The organism is Chitinophaga arvensicola (genome assembly GCF_900110835.1).
Classification (GTDB): domain Bacteria; phylum Bacteroidota; class Bacteroidia; order Chitinophagales; family Chitinophagaceae; genus Chitinophaga; species Chitinophaga arvensicola.
Genome location: NZ_FOJG01000001.1, coordinates 485,019 through 507,053, shown reverse-complemented (window position 1 = coordinate 507,053; position 22,035 = coordinate 485,019). Strand labels below are relative to the sequence as shown.

Annotated in this window: 17 protein-coding genes; 11 read left to right on the top strand and 6 right to left on the bottom strand. The window is 46.2% G+C overall.

Going from position 1 to position 22,035, the window contains the following annotated elements; all coding sequences use genetic code 11:
• Positions 1-157 precede the first annotated feature (157 nt).
• The gene (locus tag BMW79_RS02170; RefSeq protein ID WP_089889943.1) at positions 158-1,825 is read left to right on the top strand and encodes a L,D-transpeptidase family protein; all 1,668 of its coding nucleotides are present in this window, start codon (positions 158-160) and stop codon (positions 1,823-1,825) included.
• A gap of 147 nt (positions 1,826-1,972) precedes the next feature.
• Here BMW79_RS02170 and BMW79_RS02165 read toward each other — a convergent pair whose 3' ends face one another.
• Positions 1,973-2,353, bottom strand: a complete 381-nt coding sequence (locus tag BMW79_RS02165) for a RidA family protein (protein ID WP_089889940.1) — start codon at positions 2,351-2,353, stop codon at positions 1,973-1,975.
• A 99-nt stretch (positions 2,354-2,452) separates the two neighbouring features.
• On the opposite strand from BMW79_RS02165, the gene BMW79_RS02160 reads away from it, so the two are divergent.
• From BMW79_RS02160 to BMW79_RS02140, 5 genes are all read left to right on the top strand, one after another.
• A complete protein-coding gene (locus BMW79_RS02160; protein WP_218150269.1) occupies positions 2,453-3,118 on the top strand; it encodes a 3-hydroxyacyl-CoA dehydrogenase family protein in 666 nt (221 codons plus the stop codon).
• A 3-nt stretch (positions 3,119-3,121) separates the two neighbouring features.
• Positions 3,122-3,799: a tRNA (adenosine(37)-N6)-threonylcarbamoyltransferase complex dimerization subunit type 1 TsaB gene (gene tsaB, locus BMW79_RS02155; RefSeq protein WP_089889936.1), complete on the top strand. Its 678-nt coding sequence runs from the start codon at positions 3,122-3,124 to the stop codon at positions 3,797-3,799.
• 213 nt (positions 3,800-4,012) lie between these two features.
• On the top strand, positions 4,013-4,372 hold the full coding sequence (locus BMW79_RS02150) for an ArsR/SmtB family transcription factor (RefSeq protein ID WP_012788619.1): 360 nt from the start codon (positions 4,013-4,015) through the stop codon (positions 4,370-4,372).
• 132 nt (positions 4,373-4,504) lie between these two features.
• The gene (locus tag BMW79_RS02145) at positions 4,505-5,908 is read left to right on the top strand and encodes an MBL fold metallo-hydrolase (RefSeq protein WP_089889933.1); all 1,404 of its coding nucleotides are present in this window, start codon (positions 4,505-4,507) and stop codon (positions 5,906-5,908) included.
• A gap of 132 nt (positions 5,909-6,040) precedes the next feature.
• Complete coding sequence (locus tag BMW79_RS02140) at positions 6,041-6,529, top strand: BON domain-containing protein (RefSeq protein WP_177192016.1); 489 nt, start codon at positions 6,041-6,043, stop codon at positions 6,527-6,529.
• Positions 6,530-6,648: 119 nt separating this feature from the next.
• Here the strand turns inward: BMW79_RS02140 and BMW79_RS02135 are convergent, their stop codons facing one another.
• The 5 genes from BMW79_RS02135 to BMW79_RS02115 are packed head-to-tail and all read right to left on the bottom strand — an operon-like array spanning position 6,649 to position 12,632.
• Positions 6,649-7,515, bottom strand: a complete 867-nt coding sequence (locus tag BMW79_RS02135; RefSeq protein ID WP_089889924.1) for a lysophospholipid acyltransferase family protein — start codon at positions 7,513-7,515, stop codon at positions 6,649-6,651.
• Positions 7,516-7,568: 53 nt separating this feature from the next.
• The gene (gene nadB, locus BMW79_RS02130; protein ID WP_089889921.1) at positions 7,569-9,167 is read right to left on the bottom strand and encodes an L-aspartate oxidase; all 1,599 of its coding nucleotides are present in this window, start codon (positions 9,165-9,167) and stop codon (positions 7,569-7,571) included.
• 19 nt (positions 9,168-9,186) lie between these two features.
• Entirely contained in the window at positions 9,187-9,861 is a 675-nt protein-coding gene (locus tag BMW79_RS02125) for a lysoplasmalogenase (RefSeq protein ID WP_089889918.1), read from the bottom strand.
• A gap of 38 nt (positions 9,862-9,899) precedes the next feature.
• Complete coding sequence (locus tag BMW79_RS02120; RefSeq protein ID WP_089889915.1) at positions 9,900-11,240, bottom strand: sensor histidine kinase; 1,341 nt, start codon at positions 11,238-11,240, stop codon at positions 9,900-9,902.
• 51 nt (positions 11,241-11,291) lie between these two features.
• A complete protein-coding gene (locus tag BMW79_RS02115; protein WP_177192015.1) occupies positions 11,292-12,632 on the bottom strand; it encodes a sigma-54-dependent transcriptional regulator in 1,341 nt (446 codons plus the stop codon).
• Between the two features lie 226 nt (positions 12,633-12,858).
• On the opposite strand from BMW79_RS02115, the gene BMW79_RS02105 reads away from it, so the two are divergent.
• From BMW79_RS02105 to BMW79_RS02085, 5 genes are read left to right on the top strand one after another with little or no spacing between them, the layout of a single operon-like run.
• Positions 12,859-14,106, top strand: coding sequence for an efflux RND transporter periplasmic adaptor subunit (locus tag BMW79_RS02105; RefSeq protein WP_089889906.1), 1,248 nt, complete (start codon positions 12,859-12,861; stop codon positions 14,104-14,106).
• 47 nt (positions 14,107-14,153) lie between these two features.
• On the top strand, positions 14,154-14,843 hold the full coding sequence (locus BMW79_RS02100; protein ID WP_089889904.1) for an ABC transporter ATP-binding protein: 690 nt from the start codon (positions 14,154-14,156) through the stop codon (positions 14,841-14,843).
• Between the two features lie 29 nt (positions 14,844-14,872).
• Positions 14,873-17,278 (top strand): ABC transporter permease, encoded by a 2,406-nt coding sequence (locus BMW79_RS02095; protein ID WP_089889901.1) that lies wholly within the window; start codon positions 14,873-14,875, stop codon positions 17,276-17,278.
• Between the two features lie 2 nt (positions 17,279-17,280).
• Entirely contained in the window at positions 17,281-19,638 is a 2,358-nt protein-coding gene (locus tag BMW79_RS02090; protein WP_089889898.1) for an ABC transporter permease, read from the top strand.
• Between the two features lie 5 nt (positions 19,639-19,643).
• Positions 19,644-22,031: an ABC transporter permease gene (locus BMW79_RS02085; protein ID WP_089889896.1), complete on the top strand. Its 2,388-nt coding sequence runs from the start codon at positions 19,644-19,646 to the stop codon at positions 22,029-22,031.
• Positions 22,032-22,035 lie beyond the last annotated feature (4 nt).

The window sequence follows — 22,035 nt, the reverse complement described above, 5'->3', positions numbered from 1 at the left end:
TTTAATTATTAAATATAGCAGATCAATCAGATTTTAACAACGACCTGAAGCTATAAGTGCATATATTTCATACATTTACCGGCATAATACCCTTTATGCCCCCAACAGTTGATTGTCATGTTTGTTTTTAAGTAAATATTTAACATCCATTACGCTTATGACTATACGTTTTTACTCCTCACTGGCTTTACTGACACTGATCATCTTTGCTGCCTGTCAGCAACAGACCGGCTCCAGGAAGAAAACTAAAGCAAGAGATACTACTCACTATACCAAACAGGCGTATATTGAACAGACCATCGACAGCAATTATGTGAATAAATTCCTGCAGGCACATACGTCTTATGATGCCTATGACGAATACATCCTGAACTTTTACCGCAAACGCGACTTCCATTTCGCGTGGATCAATAAGGATGGACTCACAGAGCAAGCCAGCAACTTCATTAATATGATGAAGAATGATGCAGCCTATGGGATCAAAGACAGCAGTCTTATGAACCCCGATCTGCAGCAGCTTACAGACACACTGTTGGTCAGCGACGTAGGACTGAAACCCGGCGATACCTCCATTCCCCGTGTGGAAATGATGCTCACCGCCCAGTTCTTTGCCTATGGCAACAAGGTATGGGGCGGCCTGACAGCCGATTCTGCGAAAGACCTGGAATGGTATATTCCCCGTAAGAAAATAGATATGGCCAGCCTGCTGGATTCTATGGTGAATAAAAAAGGCAATGCTTTTGAAGATGATGAACCGGTTAACAGACAATACATCCTGCTCCGTCAGCAACTGAAGAAGCTGGCGCAGCTGGAAGCCGCTGGTAACTGGGATTCTATTCGCACCACCCAGAAAAGTTTTAAGAAAGGAGATTCCGCCGCTGTGATTGCGCAGGTGAAATATCGCCTGGAAGCTTTCGGCGACTTGCCTGGAAAGGATAGCAGCCAACGTTTCAATGCTGCCCTCGACACAGCGGTACGCTCTTTCCAGTTGCGCATGGGTATCAAAGAAGATGGCACTATCAACAAAAGCGTACTCGATGCACTGAATACACCTGTACAGGATCGTATCAAAAAAATACTGCTCAATATGGAGCGTTTACGCTGGGTACCGATAGAGCCTACCACCGACTATATCCTCGTGAATATCCCGCAATTTAAAATGCACGTATATGACAAGGGAAAGTTAGCGTGGAGCAGCAACGTAGTGGTGGGTAAACCGGGCGCCAGCACGGTGATCTTCACCAAAGACCTGCGCTATATAGTGTTTAGTCCTTATTGGAATGTGCCTCCCGGTATTTTGAAAGGCGAAGTATTGCCCGGGCTGAAACGCAGTGGTGCCGGCTATCTTGCACGTCAGAATATGGAAATTGTAGGCGCCAGCGGAAAAGTGATTCCTCCCGGCTCCATTAACTTCAGCAAGTATGGAAGTAATTTCCCTTATGTAGTAAGACAGAAACCCGGTGGCAAAAACTCACTCGGTAAAGTGAAGTTCCTTTTCCCGAATGAGTATAATATTTATCTGCATGATACACCGGCCCGCTACCTGTTTGGAGAGAACAAACGTTCTTTCAGCCATGGTTGTATCAGGATTGCAGAACCCAAGCATCTGGCAGAGTGGCTGCTACGCGATGATTCTACCTGGACGGAAAAGAAAATCGATGAAGCCATGAATGCAGGAAAAGAAAAATACGTTACTGTAAAAGACAAAGTGCCGGTGTTCATTGTGTATTTTACCGCGTTTGTAGACAGCGATGGTAAACTGAATTTCCGCGACGATGTGTATGGACACGACCAGAAGCTGGCGACTTCACTGTTTGGTAAATAATTGCATGTAGTATTGAATAATACTTTAAAAGATTTGGGGAGATAAGCGCGTACGTCGCTGCTATCTCCCCAAAATATTTAAACAATGCGCTTTTATCTCCCTGAAATATTTTAAAATAAAAGGCAGGACCTTGTTCAGGATAAAGTATTATACCGCTGCAATCACAGAAATCTCTACATCCACGCCCTTAGGCAAGCCCGATACCTGCACGGTTTCACGGGCAGGAAAGTCGCTGCTGAAATAGCTACCGTATACCTCATTTACTTGTGGGAAAGTTTTCAAATCTGTTAAGAAGATGGTACTCTTTACCACGTTTTCGAAACCAATACCGGCTGCAGTGAGGATGGCCTGAATATTTTTCATCACCTGGTGAGTTTCATCCACGATACCGGATTTGATCAATTCGCCTGAAACAGGGTCCAGGGCTATCTGTCCGGATACATAGAGGGTATTTCCTGCTTTCACGGACTGGTTATATGGCCCGATAGGAGCGGGCGCATTATTGGTGTTAATGATTTGCTTTTCCATGAAAACGAAAGTAAATAATAATTGAGAACGTACAAATGTCTGTGGAGGCAGATGTGTTATAATTAATGATTCTTTATTAGGTTTGCCGAAATTTAACGCATGAATATCCTGGTAATAGCAGATGCACAGCGCTTTGATGAATTGCAGGAGAAGGGAATGGCGAAGCATCACGATGTACAATGGAAGACAAGCCTGGAGGAGGTTTTGTCGCTCAAAGCATTTGACCTGGTGCTGGATCTTATTTTCGACGACCGGCCGGAGCATGCCCTGGTGTATGCAAAAAATCCGGGTATCCCGGTGTTGGCGGGGATTGTGAAAACATCTCTCACCGAGATCATCGGGCAATATGCTTTTGAGCAGGGATTCAATATTATGGGTTGTAATTTTCTGCCGGGTATGGTGAACAGGCCTGTGTTGGAAGTGACGGTGCTGGATGAAGGACAAAAAGAAACACTGGATACCGTGATGTATCAACTGGGCTGGGAATACTTACTGGTAGCGGATGCTACGGGGTTAGTCACTCCGCGTGTGATTTGTATGATCATCAATGAAGCGTATCTTACGGCGCAGGAAGGCACTGCTTCTCCGGAGGATATTGATACTTCGATGCGGCTGGGCACTAATTATCCTTATGGTCCTTTTGAATGGAGTGAGCGCATCGGTATCAAGCATGTGTACGAAGTTTTAAAGGCAGTACACGATGCCACCGGCGACGACCGTTATGAGGTGGCTTCTTCTTTACAAACAGCCTACGAAGCGATTTAACTTATGGCACTTATACTGAATATAGATACGGCAACTACTACCGGCTCAGTGAGCCTTTCCCGCGATGGGCAAGTGTTGCAGACACTCGTAAATGAAAAACAACAGGATCATGCGGCTACCATGACGCTGTTTGTACAGCAGATATTGAAGGAGCAAGCTATAACGCCTTCACAACTGGATGCAGTGGCAGTAAGCGCCGGACCGGGCTCCTATACAGGGTTACGGGTGGGTGTGGCTACTGCCAAAGGATTGTGTTATGCGTGGGATAAGCCACTGCTGGCCATTTCCACGTTGAAGATGATGGCGCAGGGTTTAGTGGCCACCGTGAAAGATGCGACTGCATTGTATTGCCCGATGCTGGATGCACGTCGTCAGGAAGTGTTTATGGGCTTGTATGATGCTGGTTTAAACGAGGTAATGCCGCCACAGGCAATGATCTTAGAGCCAACTTCTCTTGACGTTCAGTTAGACGCACATAAAATTTACTTTTTTGGGGATGGCAGCCCCAAATGGCAACTGATGGTATCTTCACATAAAAATGCTATTTTTGCTGAATATGTGATAAATGCTGCGCATATGGCGCCACTTTCTGCGGATGCCTTTGATAAAAAACAGTTTGTTGACCTCGCTTATTTCAGCCCATTTTACCTCAAGCCTTTTTATTCTCCTCAAAAGCCCTGACATATATCCAAGTTTTGTCATAGAAGAGTCAAATTACATCTAATTTGCAAGTATCCGGGGCATATATATGATAAATTAAGGTATGGAAATTTTTTTTATTGTGATAGATATTATATTTTTGTATAAATCGATTACCGCAATTGTTGTCTAACTATTTGCGAGTACTGTCCGTTGATCCCTTTCATTTCATCATTTTTTTAAAACTATTATGCGATGGAAAAAACATTATTAACTACCTCTTCTAATACTCTTATTATTTCTAGAGGTACCAATGAAAAAGACCAGATCAAATTGGATTACATTGCCGTAAAGAAAGCTGCTATGGTTTTACGTGCTATCAACCATAAGCTGCGCCAGCAGATGATTAAGCTGCTGGAAGATCACAAGAAAATGACCGTGACAGAGATTTATGTGAAATTGCGTCTGGAACAATCGGTAGCATCGCAACATCTCGCCATTTTAAGGCGTGCTGGCATTGTAATTACAGAAAGAGATGGTAAGTTTATTCACTACACCATCAACAAGCAACGTATTGCTGAAGTGGCTAAGTTTGTGGAAGAACTTGTTGGTTAAAAGCATTGATCCGTATCACTACGGAAAGTATTATATAAAAAAGTAGCCATACGGCTACTTTTTTATTTTGGTATAGATTTTATCCATAAGTGTACAGCTACAGAAGTTGTAAATTTGTAAAAATCAAAAACCATGTTCGTAAAGCAATTGTACACCAGCTGTTTGTCGGAAGCGGCATACTTCATAGAATCTGACGGGATCGCGGTAGTGATTGACCCGTTACGTGATATCGAGGTATACCTGGAACTGGCAAAAGAACGCAACGCCACCATTAAATACATTTTTGAAACACATTTCCACGCCGACTTTGTTTCCGGACACGTTGAGCTGGAAGCAGTAACCGGCGCCAAAATCGTTTATGGCCCGGACGCTCACACCAACTTCGAATCTTACATCGCGAAAGACAATGAAGTATTCCAGATCGGAGCAGTATCTATAAAAGTACTGCACACACCTGGTCACACCCTGGAATCATCCTGCTACCTGCTGCTCGATGAGAAAGAACAACCTTATGCCGTTTTTACGGGAGATACCTTATTCGTGGGAGATGTAGGCCGCCCGGATCTTTTCAGCGGAGACATGACTAAAGAAGAGTTAGCAGGCTACCTGTTCGACTCTCTCAACACCCGCATTAAAACATTACCCGATTCAGTGCTGGTATACCCTGCGCACGGCCCCGGCTCTGCCTGTGGTAAAAACCTAGGTCCGAACACCTTCAGCACCATCGGTGAAGAAAAAGCCACCAACTACGCTTTACTCGCTACGGATAAAGATAAATTCATTGAAGAAGTAACCAGCGGTCTGACTACACCTCCTTCTTATTTCCCGATCAACGCGAAAATAAACAAGGAAGGCTACGATGCCCTGAAAGCGGTGATGGAAAAGGCGATGCAACCGCTTACTCCTGCTGAATTCAAAGCAAAAGGTAAAGCAGGTGCATTGATCCTCGATACCCGCCCTGCTACTGAATTTGGCGACGGATTCGTACCAGGAGCAATCAGCATTGGTCTGGAAGGACGCTTTGCAGAATGGGCCGGCAGTCTTCTGCCTTTTGATCAGGATATTATCCTGGTAACTCCGATCGGCAAAGAAGAAGAAACCGTAGTAAGAATGGCCCGCGTTGGTTTCGACAACGTAGTTGGTTATCTGAATGGCGGCTACCCTGCATGGCAGGCTTCCGGTGAAGCAATCGATATGATCATCACTGTAGAAGCAGATGAACTGGCCATGGATGTACCACATGATCCCAACCTGGTGATCATCGATGTACGCAAACAGATGGAGTATGCTGATGGGCATATTAAAAACGCCCTCAACATCACCCTGGGTGATATGATGGATCCCGGAAAATTAGCCGACCTGGAAGATAATCATAACCTGTACGTACACTGTCAGGGTGGTTACCGCAGTATCATTGCCTGCTCTATCATGAAAAGAGAAGGTATCCACAACCTGCGCAATGTAGACGGTGGCTTCGCTAAAATGAAAGACCAGAAAGGTTTAACCGTAGTACAGGAAAAGACCGTACTGAACTAATTATAACTGTTTTTATAAGCGGGAGTGATGAAAAGAGGAACCTTCCTCTTCTTATCACTCCCGTTTTTCATGTCATATCTTTTGGCCGTTCCCCGCGTATTTGTTAACTTCTTCCTACAAAATTGTTCGGGCATGACTACAAAAACCCTGGCAATCGCCTCATTGATCTTTATGAGCACATTGTTGTTTGCCTGCAGACCTTCCGATACGGAGTTGAAAAAAGAAGTGAATGAAAAGCTGAGTCTTATTCCCGGTATTACTGCGGATGTGAAAAATGGTGTGGTGATACTCACCGGAGAAGTGAGTGATGAAGTGGCCAAATCTGCCGCCGAAGACGCGCTGAAAGACCTGAAAGGAGTGAGGGCTGTCCAGGATAGCATTACGGTAAAAGCGCCTGTAATAGCGGCGCCAGCGCCCGCAGTCCCCAACCCCGACGAGCTCCTCAAAAAATCACTGGATTCTGTTTACGCTGCCAACGGCTTTAATAATATCACGGTTACTATTTCGGCGGGAGAAGTTACACTGGACGGAACGGCGAAGCGGAAACAACTGCGCAAAATTGTGCAACTCGCACAGCAATCCGGTACAAAGAAAGTGACGAATAATATCCAGATAAAATGAGCCTGGAATGAAGTATAGAGGCGATAAAAAGGTATATATCTCCCGGAAAAAATACCGGTACTAAACGACCATAGTGTGAGGCGTTGTTGAAGATAATGTGTTACACATCTCCCGGAAAACTATTTACTATTCCCTTTATATTCATGCTTCCAGCGCCGGTGGCTCCACACCCACACTTCGGGTTGTTCGTAAATATTTTTCTCCAGGTAATTGACAAAGGCTTCGGTAATCACACCATCTGCTTCCTGCTGTGGATTTTCAAAAGCAAGTTTCAGCGAAGCATGATAATAACCTCTTTTTACTTTGCGGATGTCCACAAATACCACCGGAATATTGCTTCTTTTAGCGCCCATTTCCGGGCCTTTGTAAAAAGGCGTCATTTTGTTCAGGAACGGGTACCAGTAGCAACTGCGCGGGTTTCCGGGATTCTGGTCCGCTACCAGTGCAATTAAATATTGTTTATTGGCCCATGCACGCATGCTGTTGCCCATATCATTGGCAGGAATGAGGATGGTGCCGAATTTCTCCCGGAAGTGCCGGAACATCCGGTCGGCCGGCTTGCTGGTGAGCGGCATGTATACCACCAGGAAAGGAAACTGAACGCCCTGCATACAAAACAGGTTTGCCCATTCCCAGTTGAAATTATGGCCCAGGTGCAGCTGGCAGCTTTTTCCCTGTGCATATAATTCATGCAGCACTGTGAGATCGCACTGGAAGCGCTTTTGCAGCTGTGCTTTACTCATGGTGAGCAGTTTGATGGTTTCCACCATCATATCGGTAAGATTGTGATAATATTTTTTAGCGATAACGGTCAGTTCTTCCTTCGACTTATCCGGAAAGGCCTGGGCGAGGTTCTCCATCACTACTTTCCTGCGGTACCCGATCACGTAGTATACCAGCACATACAGCAGATCGCTGATGAAGTATAGTACCGGAAACGGCAATATGGAAAGGCTATAACAAAAAGCAAGCAGCAGATAATACATATTCCTGATTGTTGTAAATCCAACGCAAAGGTAATGAAAGACAGCCGTTTACCTTACAAGACGATGTTTTGAATAAGCTCGCTCTTAAACGGATAATCGGTATTGAAATGAAGTCCCCTGCTTTCTTTGCGGAAGGCCGCGCCTTTTACGATCAGGTATCCTGTGGTAATGAGGTTGCGCAGTTCACACAACTGGGGCGACACCATGGTTTTTTCGTAAAGACTTTCTGTTTCTTCATGTAAAATATCCAGGCGGCGTAAGGCACGTTGTAAACGTACATCGGTTCTTACGATACCCACATAATCACTCATGATCTGTTTCAGTTCTTTCAGACTTTGCGTAATGAGGATCATTTCTTTGGGAACGGAAGTTCCGGTGGCATCCCAGTCGGGTACATTGTCCCTGAATTCCAGCGAATCGATTTTGCTGGTGGCGTCCATAAAGCAGCGGTGTGCAAATACCATGGCTTCCAGCAGGGAGTTGGAGGCAAGCCGGTTAGCACCGTGAAGGCCTGTGCTGGCGCATTCGCCGCAGGCATACAGGTTACGGACAGAGGTGAGTCCCCATTCATTGGTTTTGATACCACCACAGCTGTAATGTGCTGCTGGAGTTACGGGAATCATTTGGGTAGCTACATCTATACCGGCTGCTTTACAGGTTTCATAGATATTGGGGAAATGATGGATAAATTTCTCCAGGTCCATGTGGCGGCAATCCAGGTACACATGTTCCGTACCGGTGATCTTCATTTCGCTATCGATGGCGCGGGCAACAATATCACGGGGCGCCAGCGAAAGGCGTGGATCATATTTATGCATGAAGTCCTCTCCGTGGATATTCCTCAGAATACCACCATCTCCTCTTACTGCCTCTGTAATAAGGAAGGAAGGGCTTACACCTGGCTGATACAAGGCAGTAGGGTGAAACTGGATGAACTCCATGTTTTCGATACGGCCTTTTGCACGGTACACCATGGCCACGCCATCGCCGGTAGCGATATTGGGATTAGTAGTACTGCGGTATACCTGTCCATTTCCGCCGGTAGCCAGCAGGGTGATTTTGGAAAGGATCTTTTCTATTTTATTGGTGCTGAGATTGAGTACGTATACGCCAAAGCATTCTATATCGGGCGTGGATTTGGTGACCAGGTAACCCAGGTGATGCTGGGTGATAAGGTCTACTACAAAGCAGTGGGTGACCAGTTCTATATTAGGGCGGCGGTGAATGGCTTCCAGGAGGGCACGTTCTATTTCTTTGCCGGTAATATCTTTGTGATGAATGACTCTGAAAACGGAGTGTCCGCCTTCACGGCCGAGGGAAAAATCACCATCTTCATTTTTATCGAAGTTGGCGCCCCATTCTATTATTTCGTTGACTCTTTCCGGCCCTTCGGTGACTACAATTTTTACTATCTGCTCGTTACAGAGTCCGTCGCCGGCAATGAGTGTATCTTCTATATGTTTTTCGAAGCTGTCGTTCTCCAGGTCATTTACTACTGCTACACCACCCTGGGCATATTTGGTATTGGTTTCATCTTCCCGGCTTTTGGTGATGATGGTAATCTTTTTATCCGGGCATTGTTGTGATACCTTGAGCGCGTAAGTGAGCCCTGCAATTCCTGAACCGATGACAAGAAAGTCTGTTTGCTGCATAGTTAGACAAAAGTAAGAATTACCGGCTAATTTTTACCCGGAAATACGCGGTGCTTCCCACTACCAGCGCCCATTGTGCAAAACCGTAGGTGAGCATCACCAGGATGTCGCCACCGGGCAGCGGATGGTAAAATTTTCCGGTGGCAATGAGGCCATCGGAAATGATGAACAGCAGGGCGCCAATAACGCAATACCATCCGGCGGGTTGCCGTTCGAAATGAAAGGCGTGGATAGCGCTTTGCAGCATAATAGAAATAACGATCGCATACAGTATAACGGGCATGGCTAAACTACCCAGGTAAGGCAGCAAAAACATGATGAAGGCAATCACCGCCGCAGCGTTGAGAAAAATGTAAACATACCGGCAGTTGGGTACGGGCAGGTTGCTGTACCTGATTTTCAGGAAAAAGATGCTGTACATGATATGTGCTATGAAAAAGCTGCCCAGTCCGGGAAGGAAGAGGCTGTCGAACAGCAGGAGGTCATCTCCGAAGGAGGAAAAAAACAAGGCCAGGAGCAGAAATGCGCGAAAGGTGACCGGCATTTTTACATTGGCATACAATACATAAACTGCCAGTAGAATCATGAGCAGCGGCTTGGTACAGAACCGGTAGTTTTCTTTACCAATGGCTATCAGGAGGATATCGGCCAGTAATACAATAAAGTAAATGATAAGGCCCATTAAACGAAGCATACGGAAAGGGATTATATTATCAATTTACAAATATTCTGTCAGGTATTCAGCAAAATATAAAACGTAGTACCGTTGCCGTTAACGCCCGGGCTCATTACCTTGAGTTGGCCGCCATGCATTTGTATGATCTGTTGTGACAAGCTCAGACCAATACCAGAGCCTTTCTTCTTGGTGGTGAAAAAGGGAATAAAGATTTTGTTCATCGCATCGTGATCGATACCCGGGCCATTGTCCGTTACTTCTATGCAGATCTGTTGTATGTTGTTGAGATACAGCTTTATACTAATGGCGGCATGTTGTGTTTGCTCCAGCGCATCCATGGCATTTTTCACCAGGTTGATCAATACCATCTGGAGTTGTGATATATCGGCGTGGATCTCCATGTTTTCGGCATCTGTTTCCAGGGTAAACTGGATGCCTGCCTGTTTCATATCGGCCTGGAAGAGGCTGCCAACAGAAGTAACCAGCGATCTTACATTAACGCTGGTGAATTGTGGTTGTGGGAGGGTGGTGTAATCGCGGTAGGCATTTACAAAGTTCATGATGCCTTTACTACGACTTTCCACGGTTTGCAGGGCTTCGCGCAGGTCGCTGATACCTTCCTGGTGCTGGGCTCCGGGAGCAATATCCATGTCCACGATTTCCTGCATGGTACCGATCAGTGATACAATCGGGGTCACGGAATTCATGATTTCGTGGCGGAGTATTTTCGTCAGGTTCTGCCAAGCTTCCAGTTCTTTTTTCTGGAGTTCTGAGTGAATATTCTGGATAGAAATCAGTTTGATGAGCCGCCCCTGCAAGCGAACTGTAGCGGCATGGATCGACAGCTGTTGTTCCTGCCTGGTGGCATACAGGGTTTTATTCCCGGAAGATAATTCCATCAACAGTTCTGCCAGTCCGGGGTGTACGGTTTTCAGCTCGTGGATATTACGCAGGCGGTAAATACCCATCAGCCGGAAGGCTGCAGGATTGATCAGCTCAATTTTCCCTTCTGTATCGAAAGACAGTACCCCGATGCTGATATGTTGTACAATCGTGTCGATGTATTTCAGGTTGGCTTCTTTTTCTGCGCGTGTTTGCCGGAAGGCCTCCAGTACTTCGTTGAACTGGTGATTGAGCATACTGAAGCTTTTGCCCAGTTTATTGTCGGCGCTGAACCGTATAGAAAAATCTTCGTAACGGATAGACTCCAGGAAGAGGGTCAGTTTGCGGTTGATCCTGTTCAGATAATAGTAGATCCCGTATAACTGCAGCAGTATCAGCGGAAGCAGCAGGAATGCCAGCGGCTGCATGCCATGCATGTACAACCAGATGGCTGCTGTAAGGGTAATGGCCAGGAGGATGACCCTTAAACTGATATTAATGCTGAAACGATTCATGCGGAGATTTTAGCCGGCAAGGGTGAGCCATATCGCTCACCGCTGACAGGGCTATATGTTATATTTTTCCAGTCGTCTGTAGAGTGCGGCTCTGCTGAGGCCTAATTCTTTTGCGGCTTCGGTGATGTTGCCATTGCACTTTTTCATGGCCTGGGAAATGATATTGCGTTCCATTTCTTCCAGGTTGTAACCGGTATCCATGGACTGATCTGCGTTGTTATTATTTTTCACAAACACATCTTTTGGTTGCAGCGTTTTTCCTTGTGAAAGGATCACGGCTCTTTCCAGTGCATGTTGCAGTTCGCGGATATTACCGGGCCAGTCGTAGCGCTGCAGTTGTGTGATGAGCGATTCGTGCATACTGTTGACCGGGCGTTTATATTTATCCCGGTACAATTGCAAGAAATGTTCTGCGAGTGGAATAATATCTTCCACGCGTTCGCGCAGTGGTGGCAGGTTTATTTCGATGGTATTGATACGGTAGAGCAGATCCTGTCTGAACAGGTGTTGCGTTGCCATGTGCTGGATATTGCGGTTGGTAGCGCAGATCAGTCTAACGTCGATGGGTATACTTTTATTGGAACCGACGCGGGTTACCTGTCTGTTTTGCAGAACGGTGAGCAGTTTGGCCTGGAAGGGGATAGAGATATTGCCTATTTCGTCCAGGAAGATGGTGCCGCCGTTGGCTTCTTCAAAGCGTCCGGGGCGGTCTTCGCGGGCATCGGTGAAGGCGCCTTTTACGTGGCCGAACAGTTCACTTTCAAAAAGGGTTTCACTGATGGCGCCAAGATCTACGCTGACGAAGGGTTTGGCGCTGCGGTTCGACTGGGCGTGTATTTGTCTGGCCAGCATATCTTTACCGGTGCCATTTTCTCCGAGGATCAGGATATTGGCGTCGGTGGCGGCTACTTTGGATACGGTATCAAAAACGGCCAGCATACCAGGGCTTTTACCTATTACCTGGTTGCTGGGATGATGTACCGCAGCGGGTGGTTTATCCTGTTGGGCGGCGCGTTTGTTATAGGCTGTCTGGATGGTGGCCAGCAGTTTTTCGTTTTCCCAGGGTTTGAGTACAAAATCTACCGCACCCGCTTTGATGGCTCTTACGGCCATTTCCACGTCGCCATAGGCCGTAAATAATACGACGGCCGTTTCCGGTTTGATATCCAGGATACGGTCCAGCCATTCAAAGCCTTCTTTACCACTGCTAAGGTCGCGGGTAAAGTTCATATCCAGCAGGATTACATCGTAATCAAAGTTGGATACGAGATAGGGTATTTTTTGCGGATTCTTCTCAAAATCAACTTGTTCAAAATGCCTTTTGAGTAACAGGCGTGCCGCACGTAAAACATCTACATCATCATCTACAATTAAAATCTTTGCTGGTTGCATGGTAGTCATATGCGAATGGGTGAATAGGTGACAATATTAAACAAAGATTCTTTCAAAGCCACAGCTAATTTCAGGAACTTTTAAAAGTGTCCGATTATGGACATCGCTTGTCCGGCAAAGGACGTTTTTTTGAACGGTTTTTCTCTGAAACCCTTGCTGGTAGATTGTTTTTAGCTTTGGCATGTGGATTGACTTTCTCCGGTCAGCAAACTTTTCGCTAAAAAACATGGACAGAAAATTAGAAAAGAAGTTTTGGAATAAAAAGCGCATCCTGATGATAGGGGGTGGTGGTGTGGTAGCAATGCTGCTACTGTATATGCTGGTCTTTGCAGATCACCGGGCCACCCTGAATGTAGAAAAAGACAAAATCACTATCTCTACAGTAAAGAAAGGCACTTTTGATGTATATATCGCCGTTACCGCCGTGGTAATGCCTTTGAAGACCATCCGCCTCGATGCCATTGAAGGTGGCTATGTAAGCCGTAAGTATCTCGACGGTGGCAGCATGGTAAAAGAAGGGGATTCCATCCTCCGCTTGGATAACCAGCACATGATGATGGATTTCGTGAATCATGAAACAGAGATCTACCGGTTACGCAATGAATTGCAGAATACCCGTCTGAGCATCCGTCAGCAGGAGTTTACCATGCAACAAAATATCTCCGATATAGACGCCAAGATTGAGGCTGCACAAGACCTGTACGACCGCAACAAGCAACTGGTAGAAGAGAAGATAGTAGCCCGCCAGGATTTTAATAAGAACAAATTTGAGCTGGAAGGTTTACTCCGCCAGAAAGACATCCAGCTACAATCCCAGAAATACCAGCAGGATAACGCTAAAATGCAGATTACCCAGTTGGAAGGTACCCTGGCCAGAACCCAGCGTAACCTGGAACTGATGCGGGAAAACCTCAACAGCCTGATTGTACGGGCCCCGGTATCCGGACAGCTTTCTTCCATAGATGTGGAAGTGGGATCCAGCATCACCGCCGGTCAGAACATTGGCCAGATTGATGACCTGAACGGGTTTAAATTACGTGCCGATATCGATGAACACTACGTTTCCCAGGTATTTGCCGGATTGAAAGCAACTTTCGAATTCGACGGCAAATCCTACGATATGATCGTTACCAAAGTATACCCGGAAGTAAAAAGCGGTCGTTTTCAGGCCGATATGACTTTCGAAAAGAATATGCCGGAAGGCATCCGTCGTGGACAATCCTCTCCTATCCGCCTTGTATTGGGTAAGTCCGCCGAAGCCATCCTCTTACCACTCGGTGGCTTTTTCTCCGATACCGGTGGTAACTGGGTGTATGTTGTAGACAAAAACGGCAACCGTGCAGTAAAACGTAATATTTCGCTGGGCCGTAAAAATCCTTTATATTTTGAAGTACTGGAAGGCTTACAGCCCGGAGACCAGGTGATTACTTCTTCTTATGAGAATTTCGGGAATAAAGATGTTTTATCCTTTTAGTATTCATCCATTTTTTTATAAACTAGCATTTAAAATAACAAACACTTATGATACGCACTGTTAACTTACAGAAGCTGTTTACAACAGAAGAGGTAGAAACCACTGCTCTCAATGGTATTAACATGGAAGTGCAGGATGGCGAGTTTGTAGCCATCATGGGCCCCTCCGGTTGCGGCAAATCTACTTTGCTGAACATATTGGGGCTGCTGGATAATCCGAGCCATGGCGAGTACCACTTCTGGGATAAAGAGGTAGCGCGTATGAGTGAAAGACAAAGAGCGCAGCTTCGTAAAGGCTCTATTGGCTTTGTATTCCAGAGCTTTAACCTGATCGATGAACTCACTGTTTTCGAGAACGTGGAATTACCATTACTGTACCTGAAAGTACCTGCTGCAGAGAGAAAGGTGAAAGTAGAAGAAGTACTGGAACGTATGAACATCATGCACCGCCGCAATCACTTCCCGCAGCAGTTGTCCGGTGGTCAGCAGCAAAGGGTAGCCATTGCACGTGCCGTGGTAGCCAAGCCTAACCTGATCCTGGCGGATGAGCCCACAGGTAACCTGGATTCCACTAACGGAGAAGAAGTAATGAAGCTGTTACAGGAACTGAACAATGCAGGTACCACACTGATCATGGTGACGCACTCACCCTATGATGCCGGCTTTGCCCACCGTATTATCAACCTGTTTGATGGACGTGTGGTGACAGAGAATATCAAGGAACAGTTTCATGTGTGATTTTTTTACCGCCATTCTAAAACCACATCATGATGTTTCGGAATTATTTCAAAGTTGCCATTCGCCATCTGCAGCGACATAAGTTTATTACGGTGATCAATATCTCCGGACTGGCAGTAGGCATGGCCTGCTGTATGCTGATTGTGCTGTATGTGCGCGATGAGTTAAGTTTTGATAAATTCCATCCTCACGCAGATCATCTCTACCGGGTTACTACATCGTCTACCCGTGGGTCTTCCAACACCACTGAGCACGATGCTGCTACACAGTTTCCCATAGGCCCCAATCTAAAAAAGGATATCAGCGGTATTAAAGAAGCCGTTCGTATCTATGCTCCTGATAATACCCTTTTTACAGTGGGAGATAAGAAAATCTGGGATGCCCATACCGGCTACGCCGATGCCCCGTTTTTCCAGGTATTTAATTTTCCGTTGCTGGAAGGAAATCCCGCTACTGTTTTAAAAGAACCTTATTCTATCGTATTAACGGAATCGGCTGCAAAAAGATATTTCGGCAATGAACCGGCGATGGGGAAAATGATCAAGGTAGGCAATGATTACAGTTGCACGGTGACCGGTATCGCAAAAGATTTTCCCGCCAATACAGATCTGCGCCTTACGATGATTCAGTCGTACGCCACGCTGATCACCCAGAACCTTAAAACAGACAACCGGCTGGAACAACAATGGTTCCTGTTTGGCAACAACGTTACCTATGTGCAGCTGGAAGAACACCAGACACCTGCCCATCTTACCAAAGCATTAAACACCTTTGTATCCACGCACATTGGCGGGATACTTAAAAGACTTAATATCCAGTTTTCGCTGGAACTACAACCGGTTGGCAATGTACACCTGCACCCGCAGGGCGATAAGGGGGTAGATAATTCCCCGATGATCTGGTTATATATCGCCATTGCGGCCTTCCTGATCCTGATCGCGTGCATCAATTTCATGAACCTCACCACAGCAAGAGCACAGGAGAGAGCGAAAGAAGTGGGTTTAAGAAAAGTATTAGGCGCCGAAAGGAAAAGCCTTATTCTACAGTTTCTCACAGAATCACTGGTGATCAGCATTGCATCTTTCCTGTTGGCGATAGTGCTGGTAGTGGCATTATTACCAACGTTCAATACTATTACAGGCAAAGAATTACACCTGTTGTCATTCGCCGATGCTTTCCTGTATACCAGCATACTATTGCTGGTATTGGGAGTAGGACTGATTGCCGGCAGCTACCCGGCGCTTTATCTCTCCGGATTAATACCGGTACGGGTGCTGAAAGGAAATTTTATTACTTCCGGTTCCCGGGTGCTGGTCCGTCAGGGATTGGTGGTGGCGCAATTCGCCGTAGCCGTGGCATTGATTATTTCCACGGTCGTGGTATTCTCCCAGCTGCGCTACTGGCAAACCAAGAACCTTGGTTTTGATAAAGAACACCTGGTCAATGTATACGTTTCCAATAATAGTAAAGCAGCCCTGCTGAAGACTTCTTTTTTAAACTTGTCTGGCGTGAAACATGCGTCCATGCACAACTTTCTGATGGGAAGCGGCGTGTTTAGCAACAACCCGGTGATGCGGGAAGGGGCGGAAGACAAAGATGGCTTCGTAGCGGGTATCATACAGTCAGATTTTGACCTGCTCAAAACAACAGGTATCAAGCTGGTATCCGGCCGGGATTTTAACCCAGCACTGGCCACAGATTCTTCCGACGCATTTATCATCAACCAGGCAGCCGCCCGTCAACTTGGCTACAAGGATGATGCAGTGGGAAAAAGAATTGAATGGAGACCCGGATACATGAGCAGGCATGGCACCATTGTAGGTGTGGTGGAAGACTTTAACCTCCGCTCCCTGCAACTGCCGGTAGAGCCGATCATTTACCTGGTGCGGTCCGAGGAAGTTGGCATCATTACACTTCGGCTGGCTCCCGGCGATCACAAAGCGCTGATGAAACGGGTAGAAGAAACATGGAACAGCATTATACCGGAAACACCTTTTAATTTTTCTTTCGTGGAGAATGATATACAGCAGCAGTATGCGTCTGAACGTACACTCGGTAAGCTGTTTGGAATATTCTCCGGTCTTGCGATCTTTATTGCCTGTATGGGCTTGCTGGGATTGTCTATGCTCATTGCCCGGCAACGCACCAAGGAAATCGGTATCCGGAAAGTATTGGGTGCTTCTGTCGCGAATATCTCGCTGTTGTTATCCAAAGACTTTCTTAAACTGGTACTGATAGGCATTTGTATTGCTTCTCCCATAGCCTGGTACGGCATGGAAAAATGGTTGCAACATTTTGCTTTCAGGATACACGTAGAATGGTGGGTATTTGTACTCACCGCAGCAGTGGTGACAGTGATTGCTCTCTGTACCATCAGCTTACAATCCATCAGATCGGCATTAATCAATCCGGTTAAATCACTTAGATCCGAATAAACATGATTAAGAACTATTTCCGTATTGCCTGGAGGAATCTGAAAAGAAGCCGCTTCTTTGCTGCGATAAATATTGCAGGACTGGCGTTTGGTATGGCTATCTGTATGTTTATTTTATGCTGGGTTTTGGACGAGTATAATGTAGATAAATTTCATACGAACGGAAAAAATATTTATCGACTGCAAGTGAATGTGGACTGGGGTGGTATACGCACTATGGGCGTTACTCCCTACATTATGGGAGAGCAGATAAAAAGCAGTTTCCCGGAAATAACGGCTAATGTAAACATCCGGAGTACAGGAAATAATGTGGTGTTCAGAACTGCGCAACAGATGTACCTGGAGAATAAATATGTATTCGCTTCTCCCAATATACTGGAGGAAATGGACTTTCCTTTACTGGCGGGAAACAAGCATACCGCCTTAACCCAGCCTGATGCTATTGTGCTGACAGCATCATTTGCAAAGAAAATTTACGGTAGCACCGACATCATCGGAAAGATCGTTACTATCAATGATAACCAGTCGCTACAGGTAACCGGCATTGCGAAAGATGTGCCTGCCGCATCTTCTATGCAATTTGATTTCATTCTGCCCTTTGCAAGAACCTTGCAGGAAGATTCCTGGTTACTGCGGCCGGGAAGCTATAGTGTTACTAATTACATGGTGGTAAAAGCAGGTACAGATATACCGGCGTTAACCACAAAAATGCAACGATATTTCCATCAGCAATATCCCGACAGAAAAGATCAGGTATGGCTGCAACCCTTTGAGGACGTATATCTGCATGAAAAATATGAGAATGGTAAAGTTGCAGGTGGAAGAATTGAGTATGTACGTTTATTCTTTATCACTGCGCTCATTGTGCTGGCTATCGCGTGTATCAACTTCATGAATCTTTCTACGGCCCAGGCGTCCAAAAGGGCAAGGGAAGTAGGAGTACGTAAAGCGATGGGGGCATCACGGATGTCACTGATCGGGCAGTTTACCGGCGAAGCGATATTAATGTGTGCTATCGCTGCTTTATCGGCTGCCGTAGTTGTGTATTTCCTGATGCCGGTGTTTAATAATTTTACCGGAAAACACATTGCTTTCACCCTGCCGGTGATAGGGAAATATTTGCTGGGCGTGTTAGCCGTGATCCTGGTAACAGGCTTACTGGCGGGTAGTTATCCTGCATTTGTACTGTCGCGCTTTTTGCCTGTGAAAGTGCTGAAAGGAGACCTGAGCAGTGGCAGCGGCGCATCAATTTTCAGGAAAAACCTGGTGGTGCTGCAGTTTGTACTTTCTTTTATCTTCATTGTAGGTAGTGTAGTGATCTACAGCCAGATGCAATACATCTATCATCGTAACCTCGGCATTGACCGGGAGAATATCATGTATGTGTCCCTCGATGATCATTTTGAATCTAAACGGACAGCAGTGGAGCAGTCGCTGGCACAGTTGCCACAGGTAAAATCCTTCACCTACAACAGCTTTTTGCCATTGTCTGGCAGCGGTAGCAGTGCGGATTTGTCCTGGGAAGGAAAACCGGAAAAACTGATACTGAATACCGCCCCTCAGATGGTAGGATATGACTATGCTACGACGATGGGTATCAGTATGAAAGAAGGAAGAGATTTTTCACGCGACTTTGCTTCTGATTCTGCCGCTTATATCATCAACGAAACAGCCGCCCGCGTAATGGGAATGGCACATCCCATAGGAAAACAGATTAGTTTCTGGCGTGGAAAGGGGACCATTATTGGTGTGGTAAAAGATTATCATTTTAATTCCCTGCGGGAAAATATCACGCCTATGGTGATCATGTTACAGCCAAAGGAAAGTAGCTACATGATGCTGCGGTTGGGCAAAGGAGAGGTCGCCGGCCAGGTGGCCGCTGTAGAAAAAATATTTACCACATTGAATCCTGGTTATCCGGTAGATTACCATTTCCTGGATGAAACCTTCGATAATATGTACCAGTCGGAAACGATGCTCCGCAAGCTGGCACAGGTATTCGCTGTTGTAGCGGTGCTGATTTCGTGTCTTGGTTTATTCGGATTGTCTGTTTTCACTGCGGAGCAACGGAAGAAAGAAATTGGTATCCGGAAGATATTGGGCGCATCGGTGATGAATGTTACCAGCCTGCTTTCAAGAGAATTCCTCACACTGGTGATCATCGGTATTTTACTGGCTACGCCTGTCAGCTGGTATATGATGAATAACTGGTTGTCCGGATTTGCCTATCATACTGACTTATCAGCCTGGATCTTTATCATCGCCGGTGTGCTGGCAGTGCTGATTGCGCTGGCCACTGTGAGTTATCAGTCAATAAAGGCGGCATTGAGTAATCCTGTTACAGCTTTAAAAGCGGAGTAAACAACATGTTTAAACGTTATCTCGTCATAGCATTCAGAAATCTGCAGCGGCAAAGGTTATTTACCTTTATCAACATTGCCGGGCTGGCAGTGAGTATGACCGTGTGCCTGGTGGTACTGTTATCCGTACGGGAGAGCTTTTCCTACGATAATTTTCATCCGCTGGCGAGCCGTATCTGGCGAATCACTACTCATGCACAAACCCCTGACGGCAGGAAGTATCATGTAGCGAGTGTGCCCATGCCGATGGGAACTGCGTTAAAGAGCAACTATGCGGCAGTAGAAAATGAAGCGACCGTGTATGGCGCGTTGTCTGGTGAAGGAAAGATAAATGACAAGAAGATCAATATCCGTGGCGCTTTTGCTACACCCTCTTTTTTTGATGTATTTGGTTTTAAGCTGGCAGCCGGGAATCCCCGCATGGCTTTAACCACGCCCAACAGTATTGTATTATCGGCAGAAACGGCGAAACGTTTCTTTGGCACGAATGATCCCATGGGAAAGGTAATCCAGATGGACCGGTTCGGCAGCTTCATTGTGAGCGGGGTATTACAGCCTAATCCTTCCAGGTCGCATCTCGATTTTGAAGCTTTTGCGGCGATGTCTTCTGTACCGGCGCTGGAACAAAGCAAGGTATTGCCTGATCAGCTGAATAACTGGGATATCGTAAAAAGTAGCTACACCTATGTAGTGTTACGTAAAGGAGAAAGTGTGTCTGCATTGACATCTGCCTTAACAGACCTCGGACACCGGTACGACGGCTTTACTCAGAAAGGCTGGGGTACTATGGCTTTTGAGGCACAGGCTTTCAGCAAAATATCTCCCTCCTGGGATTTATTCGACGACATCGGTAACACTCCCTCCTGGGGTAAAGTACTTACAGAAATGGGAGTGGCTTTCGGGCTAATTCTCTGCGCCTGTTTTAATTACACCAACCTGTCTATAGTACGTGCTTTACAACGGGCCAAAGAAGTCGGCGTACGAAAAGTAAATGGCGCACATCGCTGGCAGATATTTATGCAATTCATCACAGAGTCGGTGTTGATGTGTCTTTTGTCGCTGGTGATGGCGGTATTGCTGTTATTAACTATGCAGGCCTCCCATTTCAGCGGCTTGCCGGTGCCGGATATCAACCTGCTGACACCTGCCATACTTGGCTGGTTCCTGCTGTTCAGCGTGATCATTGGCTTGATTGCCGGTGCTATTCCCGCCTGGGCTTTATCTGCTTTTCAGCCTGCTAAGGTGCTGAAGAATATGATCGACATCAAACTGTTTGGTGGTATCGGTTTAAGAAAAACGCTGATCGTGATACAGTTTTCCCTGTCTATTACGGCCATCATTTTCCTGGTAACGGTGTATCGCCAGTTTCATTATAAATCTGTAAAAGACATGGGCTTCGCCCGCAGGGATATCCTGAATGTGCCGCTGGAAGGTGTTGATTACCAAAGGATGAAAGAAAGGATGCTGCAACTGAAAGAGGTGGAATCTGCCACCGCCAGTTCAGGTACACTGGGAATGCCAAGGCATAGCAGCTTCTGCAACCTGCGCACAGGCGACAGCAAAAACACCATTGAGTTTGGCTACTATGCCGGTGATATGGATTTCCTCAACGTAATGCACCTGAAACTGCTGGCTGGTACTACCTTTCCGGCTGCAGCTTCCAGGGAAAAGGAACAATACCTGGTAGTGAATGAAAAGGCGCTGAGCATCATGGGGGTGAAATCACCGGCAGATGCTATCGGTAAAACGCTGTTCCTGTCAGACTCCTTGCCACTAAGCATTGTAGGCGTAGTAAAAGATTTTAATTACCAACCCATAGAAGTAAATATCCGCCCGATGGCGATCCGTTTTATACCGGGTGAATTCCATCAGCTGCAACTGACCATGAACAATGGCGATAAAACAGCACAACTGGCAGACGTGAAGAAGATATGGCTGGAATTGCATCCGGGAGAAACATTTAACGCTGAATGGATGGATGAACAGCTGCTGAGCCGCGATGGCCGTGAAGTAGTATCCATGCTGGGCTTCCTGGTGTTCATTACCACTATGATCGCCGCATTGGGCCTGCTGGGCATTGTGGCCTACACTTCTTTCACCCGGAAAAAAGAAATCAGTATCCGTAAGGTATTGGGCGCCACGGCTCCCGGGTTATTGATACTTCTTTCAAAAAATTATGTGCGGTTAATCCTGATTGCCGGTTGTATTGCGCTGCCATTGGGTTATATCGGCAGTACTTTCTTCCTCCAGATCTTTGCTTACCGGGTCAGCATCGGTATTCTTCCTATGTTGGGAAGCTTTTTCCTACTGTTAATGCTGGCTTTAATTACGATTCTTTCACAAACCTGGAGAGCAATTGATGTGAATCCGGCGGATAACCTGCGAAACGACTAGACTT